The 17,059-nt window shown below is 40.1% G+C and carries 16 protein-coding genes; all 16 read left to right on the forward strand.

From position 1 onward, the window contains the following. Positions 1-108: 108 nt before the first annotated feature. The 16 genes from A4H00_RS08390 (at position 109) to A4H00_RS08465 (ending at position 17,052) form a co-directional block, all read left to right on the forward strand. A complete protein-coding gene (locus A4H00_RS08390; RefSeq protein ID WP_067089453.1) occupies positions 109-1,032 on the forward strand; it encodes a CPBP family intramembrane glutamic endopeptidase in 924 nt (307 codons plus the stop codon). 128 nt (positions 1,033-1,160) lie between these two features. Continuing rightward, complete coding sequence (gene uvrB, locus A4H00_RS08395) at positions 1,161-3,149, forward strand: excinuclease ABC subunit UvrB (protein ID WP_067089456.1); 1,989 nt, start codon at positions 1,161-1,163, stop codon at positions 3,147-3,149. A gap of 423 nt (positions 3,150-3,572) precedes the next feature. Continuing rightward, positions 3,573-5,030: an LCP family glycopolymer transferase CpsA gene (cpsA, locus tag A4H00_RS08400; RefSeq protein ID WP_067089460.1), complete on the forward strand. Its 1,458-nt coding sequence runs from the start codon at positions 3,573-3,575 to the stop codon at positions 5,028-5,030. 1 nt (position 5,031) lies between these two features. Next, positions 5,032-5,763 carry a capsular polysaccharide biosynthesis protein Cps4B gene (gene cps4B / locus A4H00_RS08405; RefSeq protein ID WP_067089463.1) on the forward strand — a complete coding sequence of 244 codons (732 nt, stop codon included), beginning with the start codon at positions 5,032-5,034 and terminating at the stop codon, positions 5,761-5,763. An 8-nt stretch (positions 5,764-5,771) separates the two neighbouring features. After that, positions 5,772-6,470: a Wzz/FepE/Etk N-terminal domain-containing protein gene (locus A4H00_RS08410; RefSeq protein WP_067089466.1), complete on the forward strand. Its 699-nt coding sequence runs from the start codon at positions 5,772-5,774 to the stop codon at positions 6,468-6,470. A gap of 9 nt (positions 6,471-6,479) precedes the next feature. Next, positions 6,480-7,172: a tyrosine-protein kinase gene (locus A4H00_RS08415; protein ID WP_067089469.1), complete on the forward strand. Its 693-nt coding sequence runs from the start codon at positions 6,480-6,482 to the stop codon at positions 7,170-7,172. Positions 7,173-7,238: 66 nt separating this feature from the next. Then, the gene (locus tag A4H00_RS08420) at positions 7,239-9,014 is read left to right on the forward strand and encodes a polysaccharide biosynthesis protein (RefSeq protein WP_237334195.1); all 1,776 of its coding nucleotides are present in this window, start codon (positions 7,239-7,241) and stop codon (positions 9,012-9,014) included. A 26-nt stretch (positions 9,015-9,040) separates the two neighbouring features. Continuing rightward, on the forward strand, positions 9,041-9,565 hold the full coding sequence (locus A4H00_RS08425; RefSeq protein WP_067089476.1) for a glycosyltransferase family 2 protein: 525 nt from the start codon (positions 9,041-9,043) through the stop codon (positions 9,563-9,565). Continuing rightward, positions 9,502-10,029, forward strand: coding sequence for a hypothetical protein (locus A4H00_RS08430; protein WP_157770998.1), 528 nt, complete (start codon positions 9,502-9,504; stop codon positions 10,027-10,029). The genes A4H00_RS08425 and A4H00_RS08430 overlap by 64 nt, the downstream gene beginning before the upstream one ends. 63 nt (positions 10,030-10,092) lie before the next feature. Continuing rightward, positions 10,093-10,773 (forward strand): sugar transferase, encoded by a 681-nt coding sequence (locus A4H00_RS08435; RefSeq protein WP_067089484.1) that lies wholly within the window; start codon positions 10,093-10,095, stop codon positions 10,771-10,773. Positions 10,774-10,787: 14 nt separating this feature from the next. Then, on the forward strand, positions 10,788-12,002 hold the full coding sequence (locus A4H00_RS08440) for a DegT/DnrJ/EryC1/StrS family aminotransferase (RefSeq protein WP_067089488.1): 1,215 nt from the start codon (positions 10,788-10,790) through the stop codon (positions 12,000-12,002). Positions 12,003-12,006: 4 nt separating this feature from the next. Further along, the gene (locus A4H00_RS08445; RefSeq protein WP_082815623.1) at positions 12,007-13,002 is read left to right on the forward strand and encodes a glycosyltransferase family 2 protein; all 996 of its coding nucleotides are present in this window, start codon (positions 12,007-12,009) and stop codon (positions 13,000-13,002) included. 71 nt (positions 13,003-13,073) lie between these two features. Beyond that, positions 13,074-14,171, forward strand: coding sequence for a glycosyltransferase (locus tag A4H00_RS08450; protein ID WP_067089496.1), 1,098 nt, complete (start codon positions 13,074-13,076; stop codon positions 14,169-14,171). A gap of 10 nt (positions 14,172-14,181) precedes the next feature. Beyond that, positions 14,182-15,276 (forward strand): EpsG family protein, encoded by a 1,095-nt coding sequence (locus A4H00_RS08455; protein WP_067089499.1) that lies wholly within the window; start codon positions 14,182-14,184, stop codon positions 15,274-15,276. 52 nt (positions 15,277-15,328) lie between these two features. Next, positions 15,329-16,135, forward strand: coding sequence for a LicD family protein (locus A4H00_RS08460; RefSeq protein ID WP_067089502.1), 807 nt, complete (start codon positions 15,329-15,331; stop codon positions 16,133-16,135). 29 nt (positions 16,136-16,164) lie between these two features. Continuing rightward, positions 16,165-17,052, forward strand: a complete 888-nt coding sequence (locus A4H00_RS08465) for a LicD family protein (RefSeq protein WP_067089506.1) — start codon at positions 16,165-16,167, stop codon at positions 17,050-17,052. Positions 17,053-17,059: the final 7 nt, after the last annotated feature.

Genomic DNA, 17,059 nt, shown 5'->3' on the forward strand with positions numbered 1-17,059 from the left:
ATGTCAGAAGATGTGACATGCCCATGTTTTGTATCTTTTCTATTAAAGTTATTGATTCCGCAAATGAAAAGGGTTATAATGGATGAAAAGAAGAAGACGGTGATAATAATGGAAAAAAATAGAATGTTGCAAGCAGTAGCTGTTCAGCCGAGCAAGGTCTTAAATTGGCTCTATGCGCTCTTTATACCATTTTTTATGCAATTTATCTTATTTGTAGGTTCTTTTGTGGGAGTCATCATTTTAGGAATACTATTTGGAATATCTGAAGCATTATTGCTTGTGAATTCATCTGAGGGTACCTTTGATGTGCTGGATCCCCTCTTTCTACAATTGCTCGTTTTTGCCTTTCCATCTGCGCTGATCATGCTTTGGGTACGGTTTGGAGAAAAACGCCCTATTTCTGGGCTTGGCTTTTATCAGAAGGGAGCGGTGAAGGAACTGGCAAAAGGGCTAGGGGTTGGTATTTTCCTTATCTCAGTAGTCGTCTTTCTACAATATATAACTGGAAGTATTCGCCTTACAAGCATTCAGTTCTCTGTTGCTACCGTTCTGAATTTCCTCTTGATTTTTCCATTTTGGTTTATCCAAAGTGGGACAGAAGAGCTCTCCACTCGTGGTTGGGTCTTTCCAGTTGTGTCAAGAAAGACCAACCTTCCTATCGGACTGGCTACATCTAGTATTTTATTTGCTCTTCTCCATTTGAGAAATCCGTCGGTTAACGGGATTGCTTTGGTCAATATTGCCCTGTTTGGCCTCTTTGCCTGTCTCTATGTCTTAAAAACAGACAATATCTGGGGTGTCTCAGCTATCCATGCTGCTTGGAATTGCTTCCAAGGAACGGTTTACGGCTTACATGTCAGTGGGCTTGAGATTCGCTATTCACTGATGAACTTTGCGCCGACTGTGAAAGCGCCAAGTTATTTATCAGGAGGAGATTTCGGGGCAGAAGGTAGTACCATTGCTTCGATTGTTCTTGCAATCGGCTGTCTCTACCTTGCTTGGGATTTGTATCGCTCAAAAAAAGAAGCATAGCAGCATAAAGGAGTAGACTTCACGTGATGAATACAAGATCACGCTTGGGGCTTACTCCTTTTTAGCTGGCATTTTCAAAAACAGTCAATCTGTACTATTTATGATAAAATAAAAGAAAGAGGTGGAATATGATTGATAGAAGTACCAATAATCAGTTTAAATTAGTATCCAAGTATCAGCCGTCTGGGGATCAGCCGCAAGCGATTGAAGCCTTAGTGGACAATATTGAAGGTGGAGAAAAGGCGCAGATTTTACTAGGGGCAACAGGGACTGGTAAGACCTATACCATGAGCCAAGTTATTGCTCGGGTCAATAAACCAACCCTAGTCATTGCCCATAACAAGACCTTGGCAGGACAGTTGTACGGTGAGTTCAAGGAATTTTTCCCTGAAAATGCAGTGGAATACTTTGTATCCTACTATGATTATTATCAGCCAGAAGCCTATGTCCCTTCAAGCGATACCTACATTGAAAAGGATAGCTCGGTCAACGATGAGATTGATAAACTCCGCCATTCTGCAACCTCTGCCCTCTTAGAGCGCAATGATGTGATTGTGGTTGCTTCCGTATCCTGTATCTATGGTTTGGGATCGCCCAAGGAATACGCAGACAGCGTGGTTAGTTTACGCCCCGGACTTGAAATCTCACGGGATAAATTGCTTAATGACCTAGTGGATATTCAGTTTGAACGCAATGATATTGACTTTCAACGTGGTCGTTTTCGTGTCCGAGGTGATGTCGTTGAAATTTTCCCAGCCAGTCGAGATGAGCATGCTTTTCGAGTGGAATTTTTCGGTGATGAAATCGACCGGATTCGTGAAATCGAAGCTCTGACAGGTCAAGTCTTGGGAGAAGTAGATCATTTAGCCATTTTCCCAGCCACGCACTTTGTGACCAGTGATGATTATATGGAAACAGCCATCGCTAAAATCCAAGCAGAGCTGGCAGAACAACTCCAAGTATTTGAAAAAGAAGGAAAACTCCTTGAAGCGCAACGCCTCAAACAAAGAACAGAGTATGATATTGAAATGCTCCGAGAAATGGGCTACACCAATGGCGTGGAAAACTATTCTCGGCACATGGATGGCCGTAGCGAGGGTGAGCCACCTTATACCCTACTTGATTTCTTCCCAGATGATTTTCTGATTATGATTGATGAGAGCCACATGACTATGGGGCAGATAAAAGGCATGTATAATGGTGACCGTTCTCGTAAGGAAATGCTGGTCAATTATGGTTTTCGCTTACCGAGTGCCCTTGACAATCGTCCGCTTCGCCGTGAGGAATTTGAAAGTCATGTTCATCAGATTGTCTACGTGTCTGCGACACCAGGAGATTACGAAAATGAACAGACAGATACCATTGTCGAGCAAATCATTCGTCCAACAGGGCTTCTTGATCCAGAAGTGGAAGTTCGTCCAACCATGGGACAAATGGATGATTTACTAGAGGAAATTACGATACGGGCCGAAAAAGGGGAACGCACCTTTATCACCACTTTGACCAAGAAAATGGCTGAAGACTTGACCGACTATCTCAAAGAAATGGGGGTCAAGGTCAAGTACATGCACAGTGATATTAAGACCCTTGAACGAACGGAGATTATTCGTGACCTACGTTTGGGAGTTTTTGATGTCCTCATCGGAATTAACTTATTGCGGGAAGGAATTGATGTACCAGAGGTCAGTCTGGTTGCGATTCTGGATGCTGATAAGGAAGGTTTTTTGCGTAATGAGCGTGGGTTGATCCAGACCATTGGACGCGCGGCCCGAAATAGTGAGGGGCATGTCATTATGTATGCGGATAAGATCACAGACTCCATGCAGAGAGCCATGGATGAAACAGCCCGCCGTCGCCAAATTCAAATGGAATACAATGACAAACATGGCATTATTCCACAGACAATCAAGAAGGAAATCCGTGATTTAATCAGCGTAACGAAAAGCGTTCTGCCTGATAAGGAAGAAACCGTCGATATTGAAAGTCTCAACAAGCAAGAACGCCGTGAGATGATAAAGAAACTAGAAGGACAAATGCAAGAAGCAGCAGAATTGCTTGACTTCGAACTTGCCGCCCAAATCCGCGATATGATTTTGGAAATCAAGGCCTTGGATTAGAAGGGGATAAAAAGAACAAAGACAGGGGGCACCCTGTTTTTTTATACAGCAAACAGCATAAGAATGCAGCTTATATAAAAAAGCTTACCCTTTTTTGTGTAAATATTCGTCATTAGCTTTTATTTTGAAATAAAAGGGTAAATAGTTGATTTTTGTCGGGGGGGGGGTGTATAATTAAGTGTGATTTATTTTCCTTGTATTAGATATGAATTTTTATTCACGTTTCAAAAGTAGAAAAGCCTGAGAATGGTAGATTTTTTCAAGGATATATAAGTTTGATGCTATATCGTTGCCTTGTATCACGTTTTGGTCTTTTTTATTCTAGTAGTTAATAAGGCTTTGTTGGAATAGAAATGCAGGCAAGGTTTGCATTTTTTTATGTAAAAAGACCACTTAAATAGGAAGTAGGAATTTTTAAGCAGTATGAATTATAAAGTAGCGGCTTCGTCCAGACGAAAACGAAGAAAACGATTAAAACTTGTCAATGGAGCGATGTGGATTATTGCGGCGCTCCTAGATGCCTTCTTACTGTTTTCCGTGTTTCAATATAAGATTTTAGCTGTATATCATCTGGATGTGGCCCTTGCAATAGTCTCAGCGCTGTTACTGTTAGCACTAGGTGGACTGATTTTGAAAAAGAAAGCTCAGCTGGTGACTCTGTCCATCTTGGGGTTGATGGTCATCGTTGAGGTTGCAGGAGTGTATACCTTAAAAGAAGTGGTCGACCTTACGGAACATATCACTTCAAGTGCCAATTACTCAGAGTATGAGATGAGCGTAGTTACCTTAGCAGATAGCGAATTAACGGATATTCGGGAGGTTAAGTCAGTATCAGCTCCTACAGGGATAGACGGCGAAAATATCACCAAATTGCTCGACAATATTCAGCAAAACAAGCAAGTGGCGCTCGAGGTGAGTCCCTCTTCTTCCTATTTAGCGGCCTATCAAGCCTTGTTAGCAAAAGAAACACAGGCCATTGTCTTACACAGTGCTTTTGAGGACATCATTGGAAATCAGGATCCTGATTATGCGTCTAAAATCAAAAAAATCTATACCTATAAAATCAATAAAAAAATTGAAAAGCCGCAAGCAACGACTCTCGGGGATACAATGAATATCTATGTCAGCGGAATTGATACTTACGGTCCGATTTCGTCGGTCTCTCGTTCGGATGTCAATATCATCATGACAGTAAATCGCACCACTAAAAAAGTATTGCTAACAACGACGCCACGCGACGCTTATGTGCCAATTGCAGACGGTGGAAATAACCAAAACGACAAACTGACCCATGCGGGCATTTACGGTGTCGATGCGTCCATTCATACCTTGGAAAATCTCTATGGCATCCAAATGAATTACTATGTCCGTCTGAACTTTACGTCATTTTTACAGTTGATTGATTTGGTCGGCGGAGTGGATATCATCAATGATCAAGAATTTACAAGTAGTGTTACAGGGGATCGTTTTCCAGCAGGAAATGTCCATCTCGATTCAAAACAGGCACTAGGATTTGTGCGAGAACGCTACTCACTTCAGGGTGGCGACAATGATCGTGGCAAGAATCAAGAAAAGGTCATTGCAGCCGTCATCAAAAAATTAACCTCGACAGATGCCTTGAAAAATTATAAGGAGATTATCGCAGGTCTACAAAATTCTGTCCAAACCAATATGGACTTAGAAACGATGATTAGCTTAGTGAATTCTCAATTAGCTTCTAATCAAGGATACACAGTAACGTCCCAAGCGGTTTCTGGAACAGGTAGGACGGATTTGCCCTCTTATGCGATGCCAGATGCAGCTTTATACATGATGCAGTTGGACACAGCTAGCCTTGATGCTGCCAAAAATGCCATTCAAGCTGTGATGGAAGGGAAATAAGATGATTGATATTCACTCGCACATCGTGTTTGACGTGGATGATGGTCCTCGTAACCTTGAGGAGACAAGGGCGCTTCTTGAAGAAAGCTACCGTCAAGGGGTACACACGATTATCTCAACATCGCATCGTAGAAAGCGCATGTTTGAGACACCAGAAGAAAAAATTGCTGCACACTTCAGAGAAGTCCAGAAACTTGCAAGAGAAGTCGCACCAGACTTAACGATTCTGTATGGAGCGGAAATCTACTATACCAGTGATGTTTTAGACAAACTGGAGAAAAAAATCATTCCAACCCTTGCAGGAACAAGTTATGTCTTAGTGGAGTTTAGCATGGACACTTCATATAAGGAAATACACCTGGCCCTCAATAATCTCTTGCACTTGGGCTTGACCCCTGTACTAGCCCATATCGAACGCTATCACTGTCTTGAAAAGGAAGCAAAAAAAGTACAAGACTTAATTGCCATGGGCTGTTATATGCAAATCAATAGTTCTAGCGTACTCAAGCCCAAATTATTGGGTGACAAGTATAAGTTTATGAAAAAACGAGCACGCTTTTTCCTTGAGCATGGACTGGTACATTTTGTGGCAAGTGATATGCATAGTGTGGAGTATCGGACGACCTATATGGCCGAGGCCTATGAGAGAATTTCGGCAAAATATGGAGCGTCATACGCCAAGAAACTGTTTAAAGAAAATCAACAATTGTTATTAAAAGATCAACTGATATAGGAGAAAAAATGAACCAACAAGCAACTCCAGGGGTAGAAATTGATATTCTAGCCTTGTTCCGAATGATTTGGAAAAGGAAGTTTTTAATCGCTGTCTTTGCGTCACTCGTCGGCGTTCTTGTCTTTGGCTACAATGTATTATTGGCAACTCCACGCTATGATAGCACAACACGAATTTACGTTGTTGGTCGCCAAAATAACGATGTAGCTACCATTACCAATCAAGATTTGCAGGCGGGGTCCTACCTTGTCAAAGACTATAAGGAAATTATCTTATCACAAGATGTACTCCGTAAGTCGATAGAAGAGCTGGGACTAGATCTGACACCAAATGCGTTGGCTGGTAAGATAAACGTTGTTGTGCCAGCAGATACACGGATTATTTCGATTACCGTATCTGACAAGGATCCAGAAGAAGCGGCTCGCATTGTCAATACCTTCCGTCAGAAAGCCTCTGAAAAAATCATTGAGGTGACAAAGGCGGCAGATGTTACAACAGTTGATGAAGGGGTAGCTGCCCTATCTCCCTCTTCGCCAAAGGTGAAGCGCAATACAGCACTTGGATTTTTAGCTGGTGGCTTTTTCATGACGGTTGTAGTCGTTGTGGCTGAGCTCATCGATGATCGGGTGAAAAGACCAGAAGATATTGAAGAGTCGATGGGCATCACGTTGCTTGGAATCGTACCAAACATTGATATGCTGAAGTAAGGGGAAGAAATGCCAGTTTTAGAATTAAATCAGAAGAAATTAGCAGATTTCAAAAAAGCAGAAGAGTATTATAATGCTCTCCGCACGAATATTCAGTTAAGTGGAACGGATATAAAAATTATAGCAATTAGCTCGGTGGAGCCTGGTGAGGGAAAATCAACGACCTCAACCAATCTAGCTCTTTCTTTTGCTCGTGCAGGGTATCGGACCTTGTTATTGGATGCGGACATTCGTAATTCTGTGCTATCCGGTGTTTTCAAGGCGCGTGAGCGGATTACTGGCCTAACAGAATATTTGGCAGGAACAGCAGATTTATCGAATGGACTGTGTGAGACAGGGTTTGATAATCTGTCTGTCATCACAGCAGGGGGGACATCACCCAATCCGACCGCCTTGCTCCAAAGTAAGCAGTTTGGCAAAATGATGATGATTTTGCGTCAACACTATGACTACGTTATCGTTGACACACCTCCGGTCGGCCTTGTTATCGATGCCACGATAATCACCCAAAGCTGCGATGCAAGTATCTTGGTGACAGAGGCAGGAGCCGTTCGTCAAAAAGTCTTAACCAAGGCAAAAGATCAATTAGAGCAGACACGAAAGCCTTTCTTAGGTGTTATCTTAAACAAATACAATGCTAAATTAGATAAATATGGTGCTTACGGCGCGTATGGTTCCTATGGAAATTATGGAAAAAAATAGAATTGTAGGATTAGAGGACAAGGGGAGAGTATGAGAGTAGATCAGTTAAGTAGATCCAGTAAGAGGATGATACTCATTATTATAGATAGTCTCATGCTATTTGTTGGTGCGCAATGTTCCCTTTTCTTTGTGAATCGGTTTGCTGATGTCTCAACTGTTCAGCTAGTCGTTTCCTACTTATTTGTATTGATTGCTTATCTGCTAGTAGCAGCCAAACTACGGATATTTTCTGTTTTAAATCGCTATACAGATTATCGTGTCTTGTTTAGTTTATTGGTTGCGACGTCACTGGCCTATCTTGTACTGTTTGTCGGGTCTCTTGCCCTGTTTCAGTCCTACAGCTACCGGTTTTGGCTATTATCATGGCTATTTTCCTCATTATTACTAATTTCTCCCAGATTGTCTTGGCGTGTGTTAAGCGAATATCAGTCTTCCGCTAAAACAAAGGTGCAAAGAAAAATTCGGACATTAGTTGTGGGAGCAGGAGCGGGAGGCAATCTCTTCACAAATACTGTTTTAAGTGATATAAGTGACATAGAAATTATAGGTATTGTTGATTCTGATAAAAACAAACAGGGAACCTATATTCATGGCATTAAGGTATTGGGAAATAGAAATGACATTCCTCGATTGGTGAAAGAATACGAAGTAGATCAAGTAACCATTGCGATTCCATCGCTTTCTGGAAACGATAGAGAGGAAATCGTTGAAATATGTAATAGCATCGGTGTGAAAGTCAATAACATGCCGAACGTTGAAGATGTTGTTGCAGGGAAAATATCTACTCAGCAGTTAAGAAAAATAGATATTGAAGACCTTCTGGGTCGCGATGAAGTAAAACTAGATCAAAGTCAGCTGCAATACTTTTTCTCTAAAAAAACAGTCTTAGTGACTGGAGCAGGAGGCTCCATTGGCTCTGAAATCTGTCGCCAAATAGCACGATTTTCTCCCGAACGTCTACTATTACTAGGGCACGGGGAAAATTCAATCTATTTAATTCATCAGGAATTAAGCAATGAATATGGCAAACAGTTTGAGATTATCCCAATTATTGCAGATATTCAGGATCGTGACTTGATGTTTGAAATAATGAGCACCTATCAACCTCACTTCGTCTATCATGCTGCAGCTCATAAGCACGTACCACTCATGGAGTACAATCCTCGTGAGGCAGTTAAAAACAATATTTTTGGGACAAAAAATGTTGCAGAAGCAGCTGGTGCAGCAGGCGTTGAGAAATTTGTCATGATTTCAACCGATAAGGCAGTCAATCCACCAAATGTCATGGGAGCTACCAAGCGAATTGCGGAAATGATTGTGACAGGATTAAATGGACAAGGAAAAACACAGTTTGTGGCTGTCCGATTCGGAAATGTCTTAGGAAGTCGCGGGAGTGTTGTTCCAGTCTTTAAAGAGCAGGTTGCAAAAGGTGGCCCGCTAACCGTCACAGACTTTCGCATGACCCGCTATTTTATGACTATTCCAGAAGCCAGTCGTTTGGTTATTCAGGCGGGCTATCAAGCTCGTGGTGGTGAGATTTTTATCTTAGATATGGGCGAACCAGTCAAGATTATTGATTTAGCAAAGAAAATCATTACGCTTAGTGGACATAGAGAAGCTGAGATTAAAATCATCGAGTCAGGTATCCGTCCAGGTGAAAAACTATATGAGGAGTTGTTAACCTCTGACGAACGAGTAAGTGAACAAATTCACGAAAAAATCTTCGTAGGAAGAGTCGTCACCAAACCATGGGAAGAAGTCATGGATTTTATCTTTCATCTTAGTGAAGGTGATACGGAAAGCTTAAGAGAAAAACTTATTGCATTTGCAAGACAAGAGTAGGATAGATAGACCCCTAAGGAGAAAAAATGAAAAATCCATTAGTATCGGTTATCGTTCCAGTTTATAATGTGGAAAGTTATCTAGATTATTGTGTGCAGAGTCTGGTTAATCAGACCTATAAAGAGTTAGAAATTATCTTGGTTGATGATGGTTCAACCGACCAATCAGGGAAGTTGGCGGATGCTTGGGCTAAAAAGGATGAACGCATCATAGTCTACCATAAGGCAAATGGTGGGTTGTCTGACGCTAGAAATTACGGTGTCCAAAAAGCGAGTGCCGACTGGATTCTATTTAGTGATTCGGATGATTATTACGATCTTTTTGCGGTAGAATATTTGGTTGCGATTCAGAAAAAGACACAGAGTGATTTAGTGACGTCTCCGATCAGACGTGTAACGAATCATGAGTCAGGCTCGACCGAATCTTATTCTGAAGAAATGATTCGGGGGGGGGGCAAGTTTGCTCAACAGAAGAAGTATTGGAAAATATGTACTATGGTGATGGAACAGGCGTTCATGCCTGTGGCAAGCTATTTAGAAAATCTGTGTTAATACAGCATCCATATCCTATTGGGAAACTATATGAAGAAACGTTTGCAACTCCCAAACATGTACTTGCTGCAGAAAAGATTGCGATGGTAACGAAAGCTACCTATAACTATTATAGGCGAGCAGGTAGTATCACTACTTCCAGTTTTACTGCTAAACAGTTAGATTTCTTTGAGGCTATTGAGGAGAATGAGCAAAGTGTCATCCCTTTATTCCCAAACCACCCTCAGATTTTAAAGGCTTTGCAGTATAGACAGGCTATTTATGGGATTGCTCTTTTGGACAAAATGTATGAATCTCATGAGTATGAGTTGTATCGTCGCTACAGGAAGGAAATTGGTAAACTGTATCGCACGGTTTTGTTCAACAAAAAAGGAAGTAGAGTGGATAAAATAAGATACCTTCTATTTTTGATTTCTCCTAAGCTATATAATATCGTAAAAAATTGGTACCAAAAAACGAATTAGCCTGAAGTAGGCGCTTCTAAAAGAGAAGAGGAAATAAGATAACTACACAAGACAGGAGTAAGAGTGCTTAATAAAGATTTTTTAGACAGTCCAGTTGTTAGACAGCAAAAAGAAGAATTAGAAAAAAAGAAATTCTCTCTTGTAAGCAAGTTTTTATTTGATAAATTTGTTTCGATCATCCTCTTATGTATCTTATCTCCGGTATTTTTAATTCTAGCTGTGTTCATTAAGCTAGAAGATGGTGGTAGTGTATTTTACCGTCAGGAACGAGTCACAACAAACGGTCGTATTTTTAAGATTTTTAAATTTCGAACCATGATTGAAAATGCAGATAAAAAAGGAAGCTTAGTGACTCTTCAAGAGGACTCAAGGATTACACGAATCGGTAGCTTTATTAGAAACTATCGTTTGGATGAAATTCCGCAACTCATAAATGTCTTGGTTGGGGACATGAGCTTTGTAGGAACTCGGCCAGAAGTTGTTAAATATGTAGAACAGTACACAGAAGAGATGAAGACCACCCTTCTTTTACCAGCTGGTATCACTTCGCTAGCAAGTATTGAATTTAAAGATGAAGATAGATTAATTAAGCAATATATGACAGAAGGAATGGAAATAGACGAAATTTATGTCACAAAAATTTTGCCAAAGAAGATGATTCCGAATATTGCATACATTAATTCATTTAGTATTTTTGAAGATATGAAAATCATGATTCGTACAGTCATTGCTGTATTGAAATGAGGTAGTAATAGTATATGAAAAAGAAAAATATACCTTTTTCTCCTCCTGATATTACAGAGGAAGAAATTGCAGAGGTTGTCGATAGCCTCCGTTCAGGCTGGATTACGACAGGTCCTAAAACGAAACAATTTGAACGAGAATTGTCAGAATACACTGGAACAAATAAGACAGTCTGCTTAAATTCTGCGACGGCAGGTTTGGAACTTGTCTTGCGTATTTTGGGAGTTGGTCCTGGAGACGAGGTTATCGTGCCAGCGATGACCTATACCGCCTCTTGCAGTGTGATTGAACATGTCGGCGCAACTCCTGTCATTGTAGATATTCAAGCTAATCATTTTGAAATGGATTACGAGGCGGTAGAAAAAGCAATTACAAATCGCACAAAGGTCATCATTCCCGTTGAGTTAGCAGGGATTCCATGTGACCATGATCGGATTCTTGAGATTGTAGAAAACTATCGTTCAACCTTTGTGGCCAAAACTCCCCTCCAAGAAGTTTTTGGTCGAATCGTCGTTTTATCAGACAGCGCACATGCTTTTGGAGCAGAATATAAGGGAAGAAAAATCGGAAATGTTGCAGACTTCACAGTCTTTTCCTTCCATGCGGTTAAAAATTTGACGACGGCAGAAGGTGGAGCAGTGACTTGGAAAGCTCATCCAAATGTAGATGATGAAGAACTCTATCGACAATTTCAAATCTTATCCCTTCATGGGCAGACCAAGGATGCCTTGGCGAAGACTAAGTTGGGAGCATGGGAGTATGACATCATTCTTCCAGGTTTTAAGTGTAATATGACAGATATTATGGCTTCAATTGGTTTAGCTCAACTGAGACGGTACCAAGGACTATTGAATCGACGGTCAGAAATTGTGGCAGCTTATAATCAAGCATTTGAAGGAACAAGAATTCATTCCTTGCAGCATATCCACTCAGATTATGTATCTTCTATGCATTTGTATATTACGCATATAGATGGGATTACATTAGAAGAGAGGAATCAAATCATTGAGAAAATGGCAGAAGCTGGCATCGCCTGTAATGTACATTACAAACCATTGCCACTGTTAACGGTTTACGCCAATATGGGATTTAACATCAAAGATTACCCCAACGCCTATCGGTATTTCGAACACACGCTAACCTTACCACTTCATACCCAGCTCAGTAATGAGGATGTGGTTTATATCATTGAAAACTTAAAAGAAATTGTAGCGAGTGTACAAGGATAGGATGATGGAGAAAGCGGTTAAAACAATTTCAATTGGTATTATTGCCTTGAATGAAGAAAATTATTTGCCTACTTTGTTGGAGACTATTTTACAGCAGACCTATAAAAGAAAAGCTGTTGAAGTCATACTTGTTGACAGTCTATCTACAGATAATACCAAGAAGATGATGTCAGAGTTTCAAAAACAGTACGGTGATGAGTTTTTAGATGTAAAAGTTTTTGATAATCCTAATACAATCCAATCTTCAGGCTGGAATGTTGTCCTTAACCATTTTACTTGCGACGCTGTACTTCGCATCGATGCTCATGCAGAATTACCGAAAAATTTTATTGAAGAAAATGTGAATTGTCTTAACACAGGAGAATTTGTTTGTGGTGGTCCGAGGACAAATATTATCGATTCAGATAGTTTATGGAAACAGTCGCTCTTACATGTAGAGCAATCTTTATTTGGGAGTGGCTTTGCATCCTATAGAAGAGAGGATACTCAGAAAAAATATGTGAAATCAGTATTTCATGGCGCTTATAGGCGCGAGGTTATCGAAACAGTCGGTCTATTTAATGAGCAATTAGTGCGGACAGAAGACAATGAGTATCATTATCGTATTCAGCAAGCTGGATATCAGATAAGATATATGAGTTCGATTCAATCTTATTACCAAACGAGAAATTCTCTTTTAAAGATGATTGTTCAGAAATACTTAAATGGATTGTGGATTGGTAAAACAATAAAAATATGTCCGCAGTGTATCTCCTTATTTCATTTAATCCCAATGGTATTTGTGCTGAGTCTGATAGTTGCTTTGCTTCTTGCAGTTTTTCACTTGCCTCAAGTATTGATTCTAATAGCTGGATTATACAGCCTAGTGATGATGACAAGTGCATTCCAAAGTTTTTGGAGAACAAAAAATGGATATGACTTCTTTATTCCAATAGGGTGTCTAGCTATCCATATTGCATATGGTTTTGGCACGATTCTAGGAATTTTTCAAAGGGCATAAGATAAGTGTAGTTAGAAAGAAAGTAGATTCTGTGAGTTAGAATATAGAAACTTAGTGGATAATGAAGAGAAATGAATAAAAAATTAACGATTCTACACATTGCGAGTATTTCGGAGAATCCCTTCAATGGCGTCTGTGTAGTGGTGCCAAGACATATTGAGGAGCAATCGCGGTATGCAGAGGTTGGTTTTGTCAATATCACCAATGAGCGTATCTCAAGCGTGGCCAATCAGCTGCCCTATTCAGCAACGTTTTCGTTGAGAAATTTAACAGCTCCTTTTCGCCAACCAGATCTGGTAATTTTCCACGAAGCGTATCGGGTAGACTATCTAAAAATAGCACGTGAGTTAAGGAAATATCAGATTCCCTACATCATCTTCCCACATGGGGAATTAACAAGAGATGCGCAGAGGAAAAAGTGGCTCAAGAAAAAAGTGGCCAATATTCTGTTGTTCAATTCGTTTATTTCGAAAGCAGCGGCGCTGCACTGTCTCTCTCAGCGTGAGAAAGAGGAAACGGCATTTTCTGTTGCCAATAAGCTGGTCATCAGAAATGGTATGGATATCTCAGCGGTTCAAAAGTCCTATCCTTCGTCTGCAAAAGAAGGCGTGAACATCCTGTATATTGGAAGATTAGATGCCTACCATAAAGGGCTAGATTTATTAGTAGATGCAGTTCGTCTCAAGGCGGATTATTTACGTCAACAAAAAGTTAGTGTGACTATTTTTGGTCCGGATTATGCTGGGCGTGCAGCTCATTTACAGAAATTAATTGCAGCGGCTGGGGTGGAAGATTTGATCATCCAGTCAGATGCTTTAGCAGGGATAGAAAAAGAACAAGCCTTACTTGCCTGCGATTTGTTTATCCAAACGTCTCGATTTGAAGGGATGCCACTTGGTATTCTGGAAGCCTTGAGTTATGGAATTCCTTGCTTAGTGACCGAAGGGACGACCTTAGGTGGACAGATTGAGCAGGCAAATGCTGGCTGGGTAGCCCAAACGAATGCAGAAAGTATTGCAACTGTTTTAGAGCAAGCGATTCAAGAGCAATCCGATTATGCTGAAAAAGGGAGGGCTGCAGTCCAAATGATAAAAGAGCAGTTTTCCTGGGATAACATTGCTCAAGAAACGATAGAGTACTATCAGACAGTGCTCAATAAAACCAAGTGAAAGAGGAAATATGGTTTTTTATTCTTTAATCATGTTACTGATGCTTCCCGTCTCCCTATACAAAGGGCAGCAAGTTCCATCCAAATTGCAGATAGGACTTAAATTATTTTTCTTTTATTGCCTAGCTGTCTTTCGTACCTTAGAGATTGGAAATGATACCCATACCTATTATAACCTGTTTACATTCATTTCTGGTTCGAGTGATTCTAGTATCAGTGCCCTTTCTGGTCGATATGAAATCGGCTACTTGTGGCTCAATCAGACAATTGCTTCCCTGACAAACAATTTTTGGGTCTTCTTAGCCATTGTCACAGCGATTATCTACTACGCCTATTATAAGTTCATTGATCGTTACTCTCTTAATCCAGCCTTCTCAGTCTTTTTATTTTTTATACTTGGATTTTGGGGACAGACTGTCAATATCTTGCGCGTGCAGTTGGCACTAGCCATGACGATTTTTGCTTTTTTGGCCTTTCGTGATAAAAAAATCTGGCAGACAGTGTTTTTTATGATTCTTGCAGTCTCCTTTCAGAGGATAGCAGCGGTCTTTATTCTTAGTTTTTTGGTTCCTCCAAAGATTAACAAGCGTCTTTATTCTTTTATGTTCATCTCGGCTCTAGCGGTTTGGCTCTTTTTACCTCAGATTCTTTCGATTGCGGCTCTTGTTGTCCCTTATTTTCGTACTTATCTAACAAGTAGTCACTATGTTGTAGGGGATGTAAAGTTGGCTGCCATTTTTGGGGCAATAGTTCGGTTTGTTTTCCTTGCTTTTTGTCTATACATCTTTAAGGTACATGAAAAAGAGCTATCTGAGAAAGAACGAACAGCTCTCATCTATCAAATCAATATGATCTTTATTTCTTTTTTGATTACGTTGATTTCCTTGCGCTTTAATCTCTTGGACCGTTGCCAAACCTTTAATTGGCTCTTTATCATTGTCTTAATCCCCAATACTTTGAACAGGATAAAAAACTGGAAAAATAAGGTTCTTTCATTTGTAGCTATTTTAATATTTTGTATAGCCCAATTTTTCGTGTTCAATATTTACCGTCCGAACTGGAATCACACGTATCCATATAAAACGATTTTATTAGAAGGTAGATAGAACTATCATGGGTAAATCGTATATCAACCCGAAGAAGGAGTAAAAAACGTAGATGGCAACTGCTATTTCAAACCAAACAATGAAAGAATTACAGTTAAATATTTTAGAAGATGTAATTCAGTTCTGCGAAGAAAATAAGATTCGGTATTTCTTGAGTGGTGGGTCGATGCTTGGAGCTATTCGGCACGGAGGTTTTATCCCTTGGGATGATGACATTGATCTGTGTATGCCTAGACCAGATTATCTTCGCTTCCTGACGGAATATAGGCATGAGCGCTTTAAGGTATATGCCTGGGAGCTAGACAGCGATTTCCGCTGTACTTATGCAAAAGTAGCGGATTTAAAGACAATCCTCGAAGAAAATGCTGATTTTAACAAAGAGATAGGAATCAATATTGATATTTTTCCAGTGGATGGGCTACCGGAGAAAGCTAAAAATAGAAAATGGTTTGTTTCCTACATGATTTTTCTTAATCGCTTGGCATCTTTTCTTATTTTAAAAGATTTATCTAAGAGAGGATTCTTAAAATCGGCGATTATTGCAGCAGTTCAACAGACTATGAAAATGTTAAAGGTAGAGCGCAAACTGATTGGTCATGTGATTAAAAAGGCTCAAACCTACTCTTTTGCACAGGCTTCGTACGTTGGTGTGGTGGTGTGGGGGTATGGTCTCAAAGAGATTTTTCGTAAAGAAACGATGACAACCTACCTCACAGTTCCTTTTGAACACTATCAGGTAACGATTTTAGAAGAGTATGAAACCTATCTTTCGCAAATCTATGGAGACTACATGACATTACCACCTGAAGAAGAACAAACGGCTACGCATCAATCGCAAGCCAGATGGAAAGAAGAATAGCTAGGATAGCAAAATGGGAAAGGATTCAGATGAAAACCAGTAAAGAATTGTATTCGCAAGCTTTTTCAGAATATCGATTAGGGGAAGAAACCCTCAAAAAACTCCAAGCGGAGTTGCTTTCTGTCTTTTTAGATATTAAAAAAGTCTGTGATGAACACCAGATTTCTTATATGATGGCAGGAGGATCTCTTTTGGGAACAGTTCGCCATCAAGGCTTTATCCCTTGGGATGATGATATGGATCTGATGATGCTAAGAGAAGACTATGAAAAGTTTAGAGACATTTTTTCGCAAGAATTTTCAGAAAAATATCTATTGGCAGAGCCATTCTTCCATGAAAAATATTTTTACAAAATGCCGAAGGTCTATAAAAAAGGGACGACCTATGTTGAAATTGCGAATGCAGGTTTGAAGGCGTTTGACATGATTTTTATAGATATTTTTATCATCGAAAATCTTCCTGAATCTCGCCTGATTAGAAAACTAAAGGGAAGTCTGTACAATCTTGCCTATAAACTGTCTAGTGTGTGCATTGACTATCTCTATCCATCACCGGCTATTGAGAAAGCCGCTGGCCAACATGAAGAAGTGACGAAGTATTATCGACTTAGAAAACGCTTGGGCTGGTTAGCGACTCATTTAGGAGGGATTCATTTTTATCTAAAAATCTGTGATAAGCTAGCACGACAGAAAAAAAACTCTCAAGTATTAGGTCTTCCTTCTGGGATTAGCTTTGAGCGGGAGGTATTTCCAAGAGATATCCTTACACAGACAATAACGGGTTCCTTTTGTGGATACGAGGTGAATATTCCGCAACAATATGATGTCTATTTGTCTAACTTATACGGGAAGAATTACATGATGATACCACCAGAAGAAAAGAGAGAATATCATGTGGCTTACAAAGTGGAATGTTAGCGTGTTC

This window comes from Streptococcus marmotae, assembly GCF_001623565.1.
GTDB lineage: Bacteria > Bacillota > Bacilli > Lactobacillales > Streptococcaceae > Streptococcus > Streptococcus marmotae.